This is a genomic window from Haloarcula montana (assembly GCF_035666295.1).
In the GTDB taxonomy this organism is placed as follows: domain Archaea; phylum Halobacteriota; class Halobacteria; order Halobacteriales; family Haloarculaceae; genus Haloarcula; species Haloarcula montana.
On sequence record NZ_CP142027.1, the window covers coordinates 2,608,215 to 2,622,917 of the forward strand.

The following is a 14,703-nucleotide window of genomic DNA, read 5'->3' on the forward strand; positions in this document are numbered from 1 at the left end:
CTCTCACTCGGTGAGCTTGATCATGTTGCCGTTGCGGGTCACGTGGAGATCCCGGCCCATCTGGTACCCCATGTCCTCCGCCAGATCGACGTACGGCGCGAACCCTTTGAGGTCCTGGTGGGCGGGGATGACGTTCCGGGGCTGGAGCGCGTCGAGCATCTCGTAGTGGCCCTCCTGTCGAAGGTGGCCCGAGACGTGGATGTCGTCGTAGATGCGGGCACCCTGCATGCCCAGCAGTTTCTCGGACTGGTAGCGCTGGCCCTCGTTGGTCGGCTCCGGGATGACCCGGGCCGAGAACAGGACCTTGTCGCCGTCGTCCAGTTCGTAGGGCGTCTCGCCCCGTCCCATCCGGGTGAGCATCGCGCGGGGCTCGCCCTGGTGGCCGGTGACGATCGGCAGGAAGTTCTCCTTGCCCTCGTTCATGATCCGCTTGAACGTCCGGTCGACGGATTTGCGGTGACCGTACATCCCCAGGTCCTCCGGGAAGTCCACGAAGTCCAGGCGCTCTGCGGTCCCGGAGTACTTCTCCATCGAGCGACCCAGCAACACCGGCTGGCGGCCGATGTCGTCCGCGAACTCGACCAGCGAACTGACGCGGGCGATGTGGCTGGAGAACGTGGTTGCGACGATCCCGCCGTCGTAGTCCTCGATGCTGTCCATGACGTCTTTGAGGTGGCGACGGGCGACCGACTCGGAGGGGGTCCGTCCCTTCTTGCCGGCGTTCGTACAGTCCTCGATGTAGGCCAGGACGCCCTCGCCTTCCCGGCCGATCTCGCGGAACCGCTTCATGTCGATCGGATCGCCGATGACCGGCGTGTGGTCCATCCGCTTGTCCAGCCCGTAGACGACCGCTCCCTCCGGCGTGTGGAGGACCGGGTTGATCGCGTCGATGATCGAGTGGGTGACGTTGACGAACTCGAGTTCGTTCCGCTCGCCGATGTCCATCGTCTCGCCGGCCTCCATCTTGACCAGGTCGTTCTGGACGCCGAACTTCTCCTCACCCTTGATCTGCTGTTTGACGAGTTCGATCGTAAACGGCGTCGCCACGACGGGCGCGTCGTAGCGGTGGGCGAGCTTCGAGATTGCGCCGATGTGGTCCAGGTGACCGTGTGTCGGGACGATCGCCTTCACGTCGCCCTCCAGATCGGACATGACCCGGTCGTCCGGGATCGCGCCCATGTCGATGAGATCGAGCGAGTGCATCCGCTCGGTCTCGACGTTGTCGTGAATCAGTACCTTCGAGAGGTTCAGGCCCATGTCGAAGATGACGACGTCGTCACCTGCACGGACTGCCGTCATCTGACGGCCGACCTCTTCGTATCCGCCGATTGTTGCGATTTCGACTTCCATGGTTGTAGCTCCGAGTGGAAGCCGTCCGCGTGCACGCGGTCGGCAGTGGCGACGACGGTAACGGCTGTGAAACGGCGTCTCGATTCCGTGGCGACTCCGAGGCCAGTCGGGAAACCCGTAGCCCCTGAGCCGGAAGGGTGGACTCTCGTCCGGACGACATACACCCGCCGTCTGCCGGCCGCCGATCCGCGCCCTGCGGGCGGCCGTACGCTCGGTTACTCGGACGTACAACTCGCCGTCTTAAAACGGTGTGGGTTCATTTCGACTGCTCGTCGTCGAGTTGGTCCGACAACGGGTCGTCGTCTCCGCCGACGGTGAAGCCACCGATGTCGTCGGGTTCCTCGTCGTCACCCCCGTCGTCGGCCTGTTCGGGCTCGTCGTTCGTCGAACCGTCGGGGTCGGAGACGAACGGCTCTGTCTCCCCGGCGTCGAACGACTCCGTGTCATCGATCGGTTCCGGTTCGAGGGTATCCGTCCCGGTTTCACCCGGCGGATTCGGGTCGGGTGTTCCTGTCTCGGTCCTGTCGTCGGCGTCCGTCTCGAACATCTCGGACCCGTCGTCAGTCGCCGTCGGTTCGCCGCTCGGCGGTGCCTCGAAGCGGTCGTCGGCCGACTGGTCGGTTGCGGTGTCACGCTCAGCGGTATCGAACGGATCGTCGTTCGCATCGTCGGCAGCCGGTGAATCGCCCTCTGGTTTCGACTCTTGCTGTGGCCCCTCTCGCGGGGTCGCTTCGCCGTCGTCGAACGCTGTCGGGTCCGGTGGCGACCATTCTTCGGGCGGTGCGGACGGATCGGTCTCCGTTGTCGACTCCGGTGACTCCCGTTCCCCGTCGTCACTGTCCGGGCTCTCGGTTGCCGGGTCGCTGCCAGCATCAGCCGTCGTATCGGTATCGACACCTGTCTCCGTGGAGTCCGGGTCGCTCGCCGGGGACGCGTCGGGACTGCTGTCACCGCCGGCAAGGGGGTCGGCCCGGGAAGCTGTGGTCTCGTCCTCTTCTGGAGACTCCGCACTCGTCTTGGGCTCACTATCGCCCGCTGAGAGCCCGGCGGCCGACGACTCGGACGGCTCTCTGGCAGCCGTCCCGGACTGGGCTGTTTGGTCCGTCGTCTGTGATCTCGGTGCGGAGGTGTCTGTCGCGGTTCTCGGTTCCACCGACGACTGTTCCCGGCTGGCTGCGGCACCACCAGGGGTGGCCTGCTCGGGCTGGGCGAGCGGCGCTTCCTCCGACGCGTCGTGACCCGATCCACTGTCGTCCGGTTCCCCGGTGGCGGCGATCGTGCCGACCATCGCCGCGTCGGCGATGAGCTTGTGTAGCAGGCCGAACACGCCGGAGAGACTCAGGAGGAGGCCGACGACGGTCACGACGATACCCAGTATCGCGCGGGCACCGGCGTCGCCGGTCGCTTCGAAGGAACCGTACTCGACGAGGACGTTACCGACGGCGATGAGACCGCCGCCGATCAGGGCGACCACGAGCAGATACCCGAGGAACTTCGTCCCGTATCGGTAGACGTCGGGTAATCCAACAGCAGACATAGTTCGACCATCGACAACAGCCGGCAAATAGGTTACGACGGTTTTACCCGCCGTCCCCGACCGTCGTCCCGGGGGTTCCGCCCCCGAGGAACTCTGCCAGTGCGTCCGGACCGAAGACCTGGGCAGGTGCCGATAGAGCCAGTAGCGTCCGGACTTTGCCGGCCATCCCACCGGAAACGTCCGTCGCATCGCTGGCACCGAGCGCGTCGGCCACGTCCTGAATGTCGTCGATCCGCCCGATCACCTCGCCGTCGCCGTCGAGGACGCCCGGAACGGTCGAACAGACTCCGATCCGATCGGCGCCCAGTGCGGACGCGAGTTCGACGACGAGTTCGTCACCGGAGAGGACAGTCGCGCCCTCGCCGGCGTGGACCACGAGGTCACCGTGGAGGACGGGGACGAACCCCTCGTCGAGCGCCGTCCGGACCTGCTCGGGCGGGAACTTCAGCGTGCCGTCCCCGGTACGTGCTCCGGCGGAGAACGGATGGATCGGGACCGCGGGGACGCCCCGTTCGGTCAACTCGGCCACGATGCGGGCGTTGAGCCTGGCCATCGCGCCGTGGATGGCCTGAACCGCCCCAGCGTCGTGGGTCCCGTCGGTCGTGCTGACACCGTGTTCGGCCGCGTGGTGGTGGCCGAAACTCCCGCCACCGTGGATCACGACCAGATCGTCCTCGGCTGTCACGACCGCATCGGCCGCGGCGGCCAGTCGCTCGTCGTCGACCGTCTCCGGTTCGTCTTTCACCGTGACGACGCTCCCACCAAGTTTCAGGACGGTCGTCATTCTCGGCGAACCCCGTCAGTGTCTAGCTCCGCACGGAACGCGTCCTCACAGCCCGGCGTGTAGCGCAACGCGGTGAGCGCGCCGTCGGTCTCGTCCAGGGCGACGATACAGCCACCGCCACCGGCCCCGGTCAGTTTCGCGCCCGCGGCACCGCCCTCGCGTGCCGCCCAGACCATCGCGTCCAGCGACCGCGAGGAGACGCCGAGCGCCGCGAGCAATCCGTGGTTGAAGTTCAGCAACTCCCCCAGCGCCTCGTAGTCGTCCGTTCCCAGCACGGACTCGCCTTCCCGGACGATATCCCCGATCGCACCGACGGTATCTGCGGCGAACTCGTACTCCTCCCGGAGTTGCCGGACGCCCGCGACGAGTTCGCCGGTGTCCCCGGCCCCGCCGTCGTAGCCGATGACGAAGGGGAGCGTCCCGACGCCCTCGATCCGCCGGCAATCGTCGCCCTCGACCCGGACCGCCCCGCCCATCGCCGAGCAGAACGTGTCCGCTCGCGAGGCCTGCCCGTCCTGGACCTCGTACTCGACTTGGTAGGCGCGGTCCGCGATCTCTTCAGGTGTCAACTCGACTCCCAACTCACGTGTGGCGGCGTCGATCGCCGCGACGACGACCGCCGCCGACGAGCCCAACCCAGCACCCAGCGGGATGTCGCTCTCGACGACGATCTCGAAGCCGGCGTCGGGCCTGTCGGCGACTTCACGGGCCTGTGAGACGGCTTCGTTGATGTAGCCGACGCCCGCCCGAACGAGTGATTCGTCGACTTCCAGATCGGGGTGTCCGTCGCCGTCACTGTACTCGACGGTGTAGCCGTCGAGCGTGAGGTCGTCGACGTGGACCCGCAACCCCTCGTCGATCTCTCTGGCGGTGACGCGTGCCCGCTTCTCGATGGCACACGGGACCGCCGGCTCGCCGTAGACGACTGCGTGCTCCCCGAACAGGTACACCTTCCCGGGAGCGCTCGACGTGACCATACCCGCCCGTGGTCACCGAGGGGGTTAGGCGTTTTCGGAGCGGTCCCGCCCGTGGACCCGCATCGACATCTCCTGGCGTGGGTGGGCGGTCAGCGAGGGCAACAGCTCCAGCGGCGTCTCTCCGAGGAACTCCAGGCGATACTCGCGTGCGGTCGTCGCCGTGATGAGCTGGGCTTCGAGCATCGCTAGGTGCTTGCCGATGCAGTGGCGCGGCCCGCCGCCGAAGGGGAAGTAGGCGAACCGCGGCCGCTCCTTGGCGCGCTCGGGCCGCCAGCGCTCGGGATCGAACGTCTCCGGGTCGTCGTAGAACCGCCCGGAGCGGTGGACACCCCACTGGGGGAGCATCAGCGTGGTCCCGGCCGGCACCGAGTACCCCGCCAGTTCCACGTCGACGGTGGGCTCCCGGAAAATCGTATAGACCGGCGGATACAGCCGCATCGCCTCCTGGATCACCCATTCGAGGTACTCCAGTTCACGGACGTGTTCCATCCCGGGCCGATCGTCGCCGACGACCTCGTCCAGTTCCTCGTGGACGCGTCGCTCCGCTTCGGGGTGTTCCGAGAGGAGGAACCAGGTGTAGGTCAGCGTCAACGCCGTCGTGTCGTGGCCGGCAAGCAGCATCGTCATCATCTCGTCCCGGAGCTGTTCCGGCGACTGCTGACCGTCGTCACGGGCTCGCAACAGCACCGACAGGAAGTCCATCGGTCCGTCCTCGTCGCTGCCGACCGTCCCCTCGCGCGTCTCGATGATATCGTCGAGGACGCCGTCGAGAGTCTCGACCGCCCGGTCGAACTTCGCGTCGTCCGGCATCGGCATCCACTGGGGGGCCGCGAACCTGATCGGGTCGGGCTCGAACCGCTCGCCCAGCGGCATCAGTTGTTCCTCGATCGTCCGGACCGTCCCTTCCTCCAGTTCGACGCCCATCATCAGATCGAGGATGACGTCGAGGGTCACCCGCGTCATCGCCTGCTCGGCGTCGACCACGTCGCCATCTGTCCAGCCGGCGATGCGATCCTCCGCGTGGCCGGTGATCCGGTCGGCCATCCCGGACAGCCGGCTCATCGAGAACGCGGGGTTCGCGAGTTGCCGTTGCTGTTCCCAGGTCTCGCCCTCGCTCAACAACAGCCCGTCGCCCAGGAGGTCCCCGAGCGCGTCGCCCTGGAAGTCCGGCTTGCGGAAGTCGTCGGCCTCCGAGACCAGAACCCGTTCGAGGGCAGCGGGGTCACAGATCATGAACGTGTCCATCGGCCCCATGTCGAAGCGGGCGACGTCGCCGTAGGCCCGTTCTAACGCGGTGATGAACCGGAACGGGTTCCGTGCGTACGTGCGGCTGCTCCCGAACAGCGGTTCGCCCTTCGGTCCCGGCGGCGTCCCTGACATTAGCCGGAGTTAGGACTGGACACGTTTGAATCGTGTGCCAACATCGTTAGCGCCACCGACCCGGATCGAGGTTCCAGTCCGTGTTCCGTCGCACCCAGACCCCACAGACGCCACCGACCGCGCTGATCCCGACGGTATACGCCAGGAAGAACCCGAACACGAGTCCGAGAAAGAGATCGTAGGCGGGTGCCGACGGCGGAATCCCGAACCCCAGCAGGCCGGCGATGTACAGCGCGGGCACGAACAACACGAGCAGTGGGAGCATCGCCGCGACACCGGCGAGCGTTCCGACCCAGAGCCCGCGAGTGTATCCACCGCCGTCCCGATGAGCCGCGACGGCGCCGCCGGCGATCGACGAGAACGGGAGAAAGGAGAGCACGATCGTCACGAGCGCACCCGTCCCGGCATCGGCTAGTGTCTCACGCATCTCGCTCGTCCGGTTCGGCGGGGGAGATCATGTAGCTTCCGAGCACATCGTCGGTGACTGTCTCACGAGCTTGCACCGATCAGTTCCCGATGTCAGTATCGTATTTGACATAGTTGCCGAGCCACCCGCCCGCGGCACTCAGGCCGACGATGTAGAGCAACCCACCGACGATCGCGACCAGGAAGACCACGATACCGAGTGCCCCGAACGCAAGGGGTGCTTCGAGCGTGAACAGTCCGAACATAACGAAGAACAGCCCGAAAAAGACCATCACGACGACGAGTCCGATCACACCGGAGATCGTCCCGACTCTGAGCCCGTCGTTCCGGTCGCCGCCTTCCAGATAGCCCGCGATTGCGCCGCCGAACAGCGGGGCGAAGGGGACGAACGAACTCAGGACGGCCGTCGCGACTGCACCGATCACCGCGTTGAGGAGGGTGTCTTGTTCTCCCATCGCCCGCCCGTTCTCTCGGCCCGCTGGTAATCCTTGTGTTGTCTCCGGGACCACAGACCCGCCGCTTGCGGCCACAGCGGGAAACAGAAGACTGCGCGAAAACGAGCCTCAGATACCGGATTCGAAGTCGTCGAGCCCGTAGGCGGGCTCGGCACCGCGGCGGTCGAGCGTCTCGTTGGCGAGCAGCCAGTAGACGACCGATAGGGCCTTACGACCCTTGTTGTTGGTCGGGACCACGAGGTCCACGTTGGACGTGGTGTTGTTGGAGTCACACATCGCGATGACCGGGATACCGACCGTGATGGCCTCCTTGACGGCCTGGGCGTCACCGATCGGGTCGGTGACGACCACGACGTCGGGCTCGATGTAGCCGTCGTAGTCGGGGTTGGTCAGCGTGCCGGGGATGAACCGGCCCGTCCGGGCGCGTGCCCCGACGGCCTCGGCGAACTTCTCGGCCGGGAACCGGCCGTACTGGCGCGAGGAAGCCACGAGGATCTGCTCGGGCTCGTAGTTGGCCAGGAAGTCCGCGGCGGTGCGGATACGCTGGTCGGTCATCGAGACGTCCAGCACGTAGAGCCCGTCGGTCCGGACGCGGTGGATGAACCGGTCCATGTCCTTGGTCTTTTGCTGGGTCCCGATGTGAACACCGGCCCCGAGGTAGTCGTCGACGGGGATCAGCAGGTCCGCTTCGGCCTGCTCGTCGGGCATGACGTCCTCGTCGAGCTGGGGCTCGTCGTCGGCTTCTTCGGGTGTTGCTTCGGCCTCGGCCGCCTCGTCGGCGGCGTCAGCGGGCTGTTCGGCTTCCGTCTCGGCCTCGGTATTGGCGTCGGCGTCGACTTCCTCCTCGTCCTCTGACGGGTCGAAGTCGGACTCTGACGCGTCGAGACCCTCTTTTTCGTTGCCGCTCATACTGCGTTGTCCTCGATACGGATCAGTTCGTTCAGCTTGGCTGTTCGCTCGCCGCCGACCGCGCCCGTCTTGATGAACGGTGCGGCGGTCGCGACGGCGAGGTGTGCGATGGTGGTGTCCTCGGTTTCGCCGCTGCGGTGGGAGACGACCGACTCGTAGCCGTTCTCGACGCCGAGTTCGATGGCGTCGACGGCGTCGGTCAGCGTCCCGATCTGGTTCGGCTTGATGAGGATGCTGTTTGCGGCACCGGCCTTGATGCCCGCCTGCAACCGCTCGACGTTCGTGACGAACAGGTCGTCACCACAGACCAGCGTCTGGTCTCCGACCTGGTCGGTCAGGTCGGCGAAGGCCTCGTAGTCGTTCTCGTCGAGGGGGTCCTCGACGTAGACGAGGTCGTACTCCTCGACTTTGCCGGCGATGTAGTCGATCTGCTCTTCGGTGGATTTGACGCCGTCGTCGTAGACGTAGCCGTCCGCTTCGTCGTCGTACAGCTCGGCACCGGCGATGTCCAGGCCGAAGGTGATCGCGAAGCCGAAGTCGTCCGCGATGGTCTCGACGGCTTCGTCCATGATCTCGAACGCCTCGTCGTCCGAGATGGAGGGTGCCCACGCACCCTCGTCGCCCTTGCCCGCGGGCAGGTCGCGGTCGGCCAGGATGTCGTGGACCTCCTGGTGGACCGCGGCGTTGGCGAAGACGGCCTCCTCGACGCTGGGTGCGCCGACGGGGGCCGCGAGGAACTCCTGGATGTTGGTGGCGTCGGCGGCGTGTTCGCCGCCGCCGATGATGTTACCCAGCGGCGTCGGGTACTCGTTGCCGCGGAAGGTACCACCGAGGTGCTGGAACAGCGGTGCGCCCAGCACGTCGGCACCGGCTTTCGCGGCCGCCATCGAGATGGCGACCGCCGAGTTCGCACCGATCCCGGAGAAGTCGTCCGTGCCGTCGGCAGCGTGCAGCGCCGCGTCGACGTCACGCTGGTTGCCGGCGTGGACCTCGCCGATGAGGCGGGGGAGTGCCTCCTCGCGAGCGTTCGCGATGGCCTCCTGGGCCGGGAGTTCGATCGCCTCGTACTCGCCGGTGCTTGCACCGCTCGGTGCTTTGCCGCGGCCGAATCCCCCACTCTCCGTGAGGACATCGGCCTCGACGGTCGCGTTCCCACGCGAGTCGAGGACGCGGCGGAGTCGTACGTCTGTGATGAGCGTCATTTGTGGTCACCTCGCCTGACTGTGAACGGAAGCACCCCGGCGTCGTACTCCTCGGCAGCGATGAGGATCGGCTGGGTCTGCTCCGTCTCGATGAGCACGGGGGCACCGTGGGCCAACTGCAGCGCTCGTGCGCCCAGTTTGCGGGCCTTCTCGTAGCGGCTTTCCTGTGCGTTCATTGGTAGGGTGCGACGATGTCGACGAGGTCCTTGTGCGAGACGAGCATCCGGCGACAGCAGTGCCGCTCGACGCCGAGTTCGTCGAGGACCATCTCGGGGTCCTCGGGCTCCTCGGCTTCGCGGGTGCGGGCCTTGAACTCCTCCCAGTGCTCGCCGACGACGTTACCGCAGGTGAAACACCGGACCGGTACCATCATACTTTGATCACCTCAGCGGTAGGATTTCTGGTAGCGGGCCCGTGCGCCGGGGCCGCCCCACTTTTTCGGTTCGGACTGGCGCACGTCGTTGACCAGCAGCGATCGATCGAACTCCATGAACGCGTCACGGAGTTCGGCGTCGTTGGTGAAGTCGACGAGGCCGCGAGCGATGGCGGTTCGGGCGGCGTCTGCCTGCCCCATGACACCGCCACCTTCGACGGATACTTCGACGTCGATGTCGTCGCGGATGTTCTCCTCCGCGATGCGGAACGGCTCCAGCATCTTCAGCTGTGCCAGTTCCGGTTCGACCAGTTCCACCGGCTGGGAGTCGATACGCACGCGTCCCTCGCCCTCACGGATCGTCGCGCGGGCGACGGCGGTCTTCTTCTTTCCGGACGTGTTCGTTACCATGTCTTGTTCCCTCCAAGTTGCTCACTGACGTCTGCCAGCGAGACGAACTTGATGTTCGACAGTCGGTCCAGCGACGTGCCGTCGAGCACGTCGCCGTCGTCGTCGTACGGGTTCCCGACGTAGACACGGACGTTTTCGAAGGCCTCCTGGCCACGCTTTCGCTTGTGGGGGAGCATCCCGCGGATCGACCGCTTGAGGATGCCGTCCGGTCGCTTCGGGTAGAAGTACCCGTTGTCGTTCCCGATGTCGACGCGTTTCTTGTACTTCTCGACGATCTGGTTCTCGCGGCCGGTGATGACGGCCTGTTCGGCGTTGACCACAGCGACGGTCTCGCCGTCCAGGGCCTTCTCGGCGACCTGCGAGGCGACACGGCCCATGATACAGTCGCGGGCGTCGACGATCACGTCGGCATCGAACTCTGCGACGCTCATCGGATCACCCGGACCTGCGAGCCGTTGGGATTGTTTTCGATTGCCTGTTCGAGTGATACAGCCTCTCCGACCTGGTCGATCTTCTTCTCGGCGGTTCCGGAGAAGTCGACGGCGGCGACGGTGACGTCCTTCTGCAGGACACCGGAACCGAGCACCTTGCCCGGCACGACCACGGTTTCGTCTTCCCGGGCGTACCGCTCGATGCGGCCCAGGTTAACTTCCGCGTGTGTGCGCCGTGGCTTCTGTAAGCGCTCGGCGACGTCGCCCCAGACAGCACCGCCCGAACGGGCGGCGGACTTCAGATCGGCGATGAGACTACTGAGTCTCGGGTTCGTCTTGCTCATATGATTCCTCCGTTGTAGGAAAAGTGCAGGGAGCAGGATTTGAACCTGCGGACCCCTACGGGACAGCGCCCTGAACGCTGCGCCGTTGGCCTGACTTGGCTATCCCTGCTCGCATCAGTTCGTTTTACGTGCCCCGTAAAACCCCTTTCGGTCCTCGCGCTTCGGGGGCGTGCGGTCATCGGCGCCGTGGGTGTGTTTCGGGGCATTGTCTTCGTTACAGTTGGACTGCGTCTTTCAGTTCTGTCGCGCGGTTCCGGATCGTCTCCACACCGCTGACGACGAGGTCGTCTGCGGTCAGCGATCCGTCGGTCTCGACGTGGAACACGAACGCGTTCTCGACGTCGGTCACCTCGACTTCCTTGCCGGGGTACCGCTTCGAGAGGTCGTTGTCGAACGTCTCTGTCGCGACAAGTTCTCCGTTCGTGGCGTCGCCGGCAGCGTGTTCGGCCGCCTGTTCCTCGATGACGCCACGCAGGATGTTCGGTTCGTCGTCCTCGAACTCGCTTTTGTCACCGACGACTTCCACCTGCTGGAGGTGTCGGTAGCCGACGGCGACGCCGCCCTGGTGTTTGGCGTGTTCCTTCCCGGTATCGAGGACGGCATCGGCCTCGACTTCGAGGCGCTGGTCGTCCTTCAAGTCGATGATCGGGATGTTGTCGTCCGCGGGTTCGACCAGGGGGTCGCTGGACACGAGGTCGCCCGAGTAGGCGGTCCCGGGTCCATCGACGGACAGCGACAGCGTGACCTCATCGCCGAGTTCGAAGTCGTCGATATCCGTGGTCAACGGAACCAGTCCGAGCCGGAGCCCGATCTGCTCGTTGAACATCACGCTCGTGTTCTCGATCACCCGGACGGTGTCGATACTGAACGTGGGCACGTCGGCGACCATCGCACGGCGGATGCCGTTCGCGAACGCCGGCGTGATCCCACGGACGAGAAAGCGCGATTCCCGTTCACCGCGGTCGACGAACTCAACCTCGTAATCCTGTGTCATTGGTTAGAACCCGGAGTTCTTCGGCGCGCGTGTGCCGTCGTGAGGCGTCGGGGTGACGTCCTCGATACGGCCGATTTCGAGGCCGGCACGTGCCAGCGCACGGATCGTCGCCTGTGCGCCCGGCCCGGGGGAAGTCTGCTGGTTCCCACCGGGACCACGGACGCGGACGTGGACTTCCTCGACACCGCGGTCGATGGCCTTCTCCGCGACGACCTCCGCCATCTGCATCGCGGCGTAGGGCGAGGCCTCGTCACGGTTCTGCTTGACGACCGTCCCGCCGGAGCTCTTCGCGAGCGTCTCCGCGCCGGTCTGGTCGGTGATGGTGATGATCGTGTTGTTGAACGATGCGTGCACGTGGGCGATGCCCGTGATGCCGTCTTTCTCTTCGCTCATTCTTGTGCCTCCGCGCGCTCAGGGTGGAGTTCGTCCGCCAGCGAGCTGTTCTCGTCGAACCCGAGCGTGCTCTCGACGCCGGCTTCGACCTTCATCGACGGGCGTGTGACACGCTGACCTTCCAGCGTGATGTGCCCGTGGACGATGAACTGTCGGGCCTGTTCGGCCGTGTTCGCGTAGCCCTTGCGGTAGACGACGGTCTGGAGTCGGCGTTCCAGCACGTCCGTAACGTCAAGCGACAGGACGTCGTCAAGCGTGTCCTGTTCGTTGAGTGTGCCGTAGCGCTTGAGCCGTGCCAGGAACTCCTCGGCTTCGGTCTCGTGTTCGCCGGCACTGCCCAGCAGCTTCCGGGCCTCACGGCGGTAGCCTCGGAGTTCGGACTGTGCACGCCACAGTTCCTCTTTGTTCTTCAGGCCGTAGCGGCTGACGAGGTTCGATTCGTCAGCGATACGCTCGCCCTGGAAGGGATGGTTGGGCGTCTCGTAGAACTTCGTGTTCGAACCGAGCGCCATTATTCGTCATCCTCCGCGGCGGCTTCCTCGGCCTGTTCTTCCTTGATGGCCTCGACGTTGACGCCGATGGTACCCTCGGTACGCCCCGTGGACTTCGTCCGCTGGCCGCGGACCTTCTGGCCACGCTGGTGGCGGATGCCACGGTAGGAGTCGATCATCTTCATGCGGTTGATGTCCTGACGGCGGGTGAGATTCAGGTCGTTCCCGGTCTCGTGGGTGGTCTCACCGGTGAAGTAGTCCTTCTGGTGGTTGGTCATCCAGTCGGGAACGTCGTCGGCGAAACTCTCGACGTGCTCGACGACGTTGTCGATGACGTCGTCGTCGAGCTTGCCGAAGACTGCTCGCCGGTCGACCTCCGCCTTCTGCGCGATGAGGCGAGCGGCACGCGTCCCGATGCCGTTCAGTTCTGTCAGTGCTCGTTCGACGGACTTGGTGCCGTCGAGGTCTGTCTGTCCGATGCGGACGAAGTAGCGGATGTCCTCTTCTTCCTCATCCGCCTCGTCCGCGTTGGGGTCTTCTGCACTCATATGTGGGTAGTCGGTTAGGGGTGAGCGTCGTGGCTGGGATTCGAACCCAGGAGGCTGTACGCCACAGAGTTAGCAACCCTGCGCCTTGGGCCAGGCTTGGCTACCACGACACGCTTTGCTGAGACTCGCGCCCGCAGCACGCGGACTCGGGAGCCGGTCCCCCTACACGAGTGTGTCCCAGTCTATTCCGGGGTTGTATTTAAACGCAACGGAAGGGAGTTCCCGCGTGAGAGCGGGACATACGCCGCCGTGTGGCGGGTTCACAACAACGACGTGTCTGGGACGCTATCGTCCCGTATGGAACGACGACGGAGAGCCGACGGCGGAACCGCCGTCGACCCGACCGACAGCGCCACGGTCCGTGATCACCTCAGCCGGTTCGCCGGGGTCGACGTGGAGAGAGACGACGACGGGACGCTCCGGGCGACGTTCGGGCGCTCGACGTTCGTCGCCGTCGCCCCCGACGGCACCGTGACGACGGGGATGCCCCTCCACGGGTTCGACGGGCCGGCCGAACGGCTGATATTCGACCACGAGGCGGGAGCACTGCGCATCGAGGCAGACGGCGTCAGCTACACGTTCCGGCGGCCCTGACTCAGTCGTCGTCTGTCGGCGCTGGTGCCGAGTCGACGGCCGGGCCGCGGTCGATGTACTCTTCGTTGACGACCCACTCGCCGTCCTCCTTGACCATGTATTCGCCGTAGTACGGAACCCGGTTGGCGACGGTCTCGCGGAACGTCTCGCGGATCTCCTCACGGCTCATCTCCCCCATCGACCGCAGGTCGTCGGTTCGGTTCAGACAACCCTTCAGCTTCCCGTCGTGTGTCACGCGCACGCGATGGCAGTTGTCACAGAAGGTCGTGTTCTCGACGGGATCGACGATTTCGACCATCCCCTCGCCAGCTCCCTCGTCGCCCTGTACCCAGTAACGCTTGCGGTCGTGCATCTCTCGGACCTCGATGCGGTGGGCTTGGTCGGCGAGCCAGTCGTGGACTCGCTGGATGTCGATGGCCCATTCGGGTCGGCCGACCAGTTCCGGCATGTACTCGATCAACTGGAGCCGGAGCCCGTCGTTCCGTGCGACGTGATCGACCATCTCCGGCACGTAGCCTGCCGTCGGTTCGAACACGACCATGTTCAGCTTTACCGGGTCCAAGCCCGCATCGAGGGCGGCCTCGACGCCCTCGATAACTTTCTCGTAGGCGCCGCTCTGTGTGATCTCGGCGAAGGCCTCGGGTTCGATGGCGTCCTGTGAGACGTTGACTCGCTCCAACCCGGCATCGACGAGGTCCCCTGCGCGCCCGGGAAGGAAGGTTCCATTGGTCGTCAGCGACACCTCCATCCCGTCGGGAGTCCGGCGGATGATCTCTTCGAGGTCGCCCCGAAGCATCGGCTCGCCGCCGGTGAACTTCACCGCTTCGACGTCGAATTCCCGGGCGACCTCCAGGAAACGGACCACGTCGTCGGCATCCATCTCGTCGTCCTGTGGCTCCATCGGACCACGAGTATCGCCTAGCCCCTCGTTGTGACAGTAGACGCAGTCGAAGTTACACCGGTCGGTCAGGGACACGCGGACCTGCGAGACCTCACGACCGTGGTCGTCCTCCAGCACGTCACGCCCTTGCAGAGCCATGGGTATAAACTAGCTGCCCGATGCCGTATTTGGGACTGGCCGCTGGGGGACACAATCCTTATCGG

Annotated in this window: 20 protein-coding genes and 2 tRNA genes; 1 reads left to right on the forward strand and 21 read right to left on the reverse strand. The window is 65.5% G+C overall.

Features of this window, described 5'->3' with window-relative positions; genetic code table 11:
- Positions 1-3: 3 nt before the first annotated feature.
- The 20 genes from VJ109_RS13825 to VJ109_RS13920 form a co-directional block, all read right to left on the reverse strand.
- Positions 4-1,350: a ribonuclease J gene (locus VJ109_RS13825; RefSeq protein ID WP_324757507.1), complete on the reverse strand. Its 1,347-nt coding sequence runs from the start codon at positions 1,348-1,350 to the stop codon at positions 4-6.
- A 256-nt stretch (positions 1,351-1,606) separates the two neighbouring features.
- Positions 1,607-2,887: a hypothetical protein gene (locus tag VJ109_RS13830; RefSeq protein ID WP_324757509.1), complete on the reverse strand. Its 1,281-nt coding sequence runs from the start codon at positions 2,885-2,887 to the stop codon at positions 1,607-1,609.
- A 43-nt stretch (positions 2,888-2,930) separates the two neighbouring features.
- A complete protein-coding gene (locus VJ109_RS13835; RefSeq protein ID WP_324757510.1) occupies positions 2,931-3,671 on the reverse strand; it encodes an isopentenyl phosphate kinase in 741 nt (246 codons plus the stop codon).
- Positions 3,668-4,648 carry a mevalonate kinase gene (gene mvk, locus VJ109_RS13840; RefSeq protein ID WP_324757511.1) on the reverse strand — a complete coding sequence of 327 codons (981 nt, stop codon included), beginning with the start codon at positions 4,646-4,648 and terminating at the stop codon, positions 3,668-3,670. Before mvk ends, VJ109_RS13835 begins: the two co-directional genes overlap by 4 nt.
- Positions 4,649-4,672: 24 nt before the next feature.
- Positions 4,673-6,028, reverse strand: a complete 1,356-nt coding sequence (locus VJ109_RS13845; RefSeq protein WP_324757513.1) for a cytochrome P450 — start codon at positions 6,026-6,028, stop codon at positions 4,673-4,675.
- Positions 6,029-6,074: 46 nt separating this feature from the next.
- On the reverse strand, positions 6,075-6,455 hold the full coding sequence (locus tag VJ109_RS13850; protein WP_324757514.1) for a DUF5518 domain-containing protein: 381 nt from the start codon (positions 6,453-6,455) through the stop codon (positions 6,075-6,077).
- A 79-nt stretch (positions 6,456-6,534) separates the two neighbouring features.
- Positions 6,535-6,909 (reverse strand): DUF5518 domain-containing protein, encoded by a 375-nt coding sequence (locus VJ109_RS13855; RefSeq protein WP_324757517.1) that lies wholly within the window; start codon positions 6,907-6,909, stop codon positions 6,535-6,537.
- 108 nt (positions 6,910-7,017) lie between these two features.
- Positions 7,018-7,818, reverse strand: coding sequence for a 30S ribosomal protein S2 (rpsB, locus tag VJ109_RS13860; RefSeq protein ID WP_324757519.1), 801 nt, complete (start codon positions 7,816-7,818; stop codon positions 7,018-7,020).
- Positions 7,815-9,020: a phosphopyruvate hydratase gene (eno, locus tag VJ109_RS13865; RefSeq protein WP_324757521.1), complete on the reverse strand. Its 1,206-nt coding sequence runs from the start codon at positions 9,018-9,020 to the stop codon at positions 7,815-7,817. The genes rpsB and eno overlap by 4 nt, the downstream gene beginning before the upstream one ends.
- Positions 9,017-9,196, reverse strand: coding sequence for a DNA-directed RNA polymerase subunit K (locus VJ109_RS13870; protein ID WP_276221962.1), 180 nt, complete (start codon positions 9,194-9,196; stop codon positions 9,017-9,019). Before VJ109_RS13870 ends, eno begins: the two co-directional genes overlap by 4 nt.
- Positions 9,193-9,393, reverse strand: coding sequence for a DNA-directed RNA polymerase subunit N (locus VJ109_RS13875; protein WP_166970841.1), 201 nt, complete (start codon positions 9,391-9,393; stop codon positions 9,193-9,195). Before VJ109_RS13875 ends, VJ109_RS13870 begins: the two co-directional genes overlap by 4 nt.
- 12 nt (positions 9,394-9,405) lie before the next feature.
- Positions 9,406-9,804, reverse strand: a complete 399-nt coding sequence (locus VJ109_RS13880; RefSeq protein WP_276221958.1) for a 30S ribosomal protein S9 — start codon at positions 9,802-9,804, stop codon at positions 9,406-9,408.
- Positions 9,798-10,235, reverse strand: a complete 438-nt coding sequence (locus VJ109_RS13885) for a 50S ribosomal protein L13 (protein ID WP_324757524.1) — start codon at positions 10,233-10,235, stop codon at positions 9,798-9,800. Before VJ109_RS13885 ends, VJ109_RS13880 begins: the two co-directional genes overlap by 7 nt.
- Positions 10,232-10,579, reverse strand: coding sequence for a 50S ribosomal protein L18e (locus VJ109_RS13890; RefSeq protein ID WP_276221954.1), 348 nt, complete (start codon positions 10,577-10,579; stop codon positions 10,232-10,234). The genes VJ109_RS13885 and VJ109_RS13890 overlap by 4 nt, the downstream gene beginning before the upstream one ends.
- 24 nt (positions 10,580-10,603) lie before the next feature.
- Positions 10,604-10,688, reverse strand: a tRNA-Leu gene (locus VJ109_RS13895).
- Positions 10,689-10,793: 105 nt separating this feature from the next.
- Complete coding sequence (locus VJ109_RS13900) at positions 10,794-11,573, reverse strand: DNA-directed RNA polymerase subunit D (protein ID WP_324757525.1); 780 nt, start codon at positions 11,571-11,573, stop codon at positions 10,794-10,796.
- 3 nt (positions 11,574-11,576) lie between these two features.
- Positions 11,577-11,966, reverse strand: a complete 390-nt coding sequence (locus VJ109_RS13905) for a 30S ribosomal protein S11 (protein ID WP_276221951.1) — start codon at positions 11,964-11,966, stop codon at positions 11,577-11,579.
- Positions 11,963-12,478, reverse strand: coding sequence for a 30S ribosomal protein S4 (locus VJ109_RS13910; RefSeq protein ID WP_324757527.1), 516 nt, complete (start codon positions 12,476-12,478; stop codon positions 11,963-11,965). Before VJ109_RS13910 ends, VJ109_RS13905 begins: the two co-directional genes overlap by 4 nt.
- On the reverse strand, positions 12,478-13,005 hold the full coding sequence (locus VJ109_RS13915) for a 30S ribosomal protein S13 (RefSeq protein WP_276221948.1): 528 nt from the start codon (positions 13,003-13,005) through the stop codon (positions 12,478-12,480). The genes VJ109_RS13910 and VJ109_RS13915 overlap by 1 nt, the downstream gene beginning before the upstream one ends.
- Before the next feature lie 25 nt (positions 13,006-13,030).
- Positions 13,031-13,115, reverse strand: a tRNA-Ser gene (locus VJ109_RS13920).
- 187 nt (positions 13,116-13,302) lie between these two features.
- Between VJ109_RS13920 and VJ109_RS13925 the strand changes: the two genes are divergently transcribed.
- A complete protein-coding gene (locus VJ109_RS13925) occupies positions 13,303-13,599 on the forward strand; it encodes a hypothetical protein (RefSeq protein ID WP_324757529.1) in 297 nt (98 codons plus the stop codon).
- Position 13,600: 1 nt separating this feature from the next.
- Here VJ109_RS13925 and moaA read toward each other — a convergent pair whose 3' ends face one another.
- Positions 13,601-14,617, reverse strand: coding sequence for a GTP 3',8-cyclase MoaA (moaA, locus tag VJ109_RS13930; RefSeq protein ID WP_324760355.1), 1,017 nt, complete (start codon positions 14,615-14,617; stop codon positions 13,601-13,603).
- Positions 14,618-14,703: the final 86 nt, after the last annotated feature.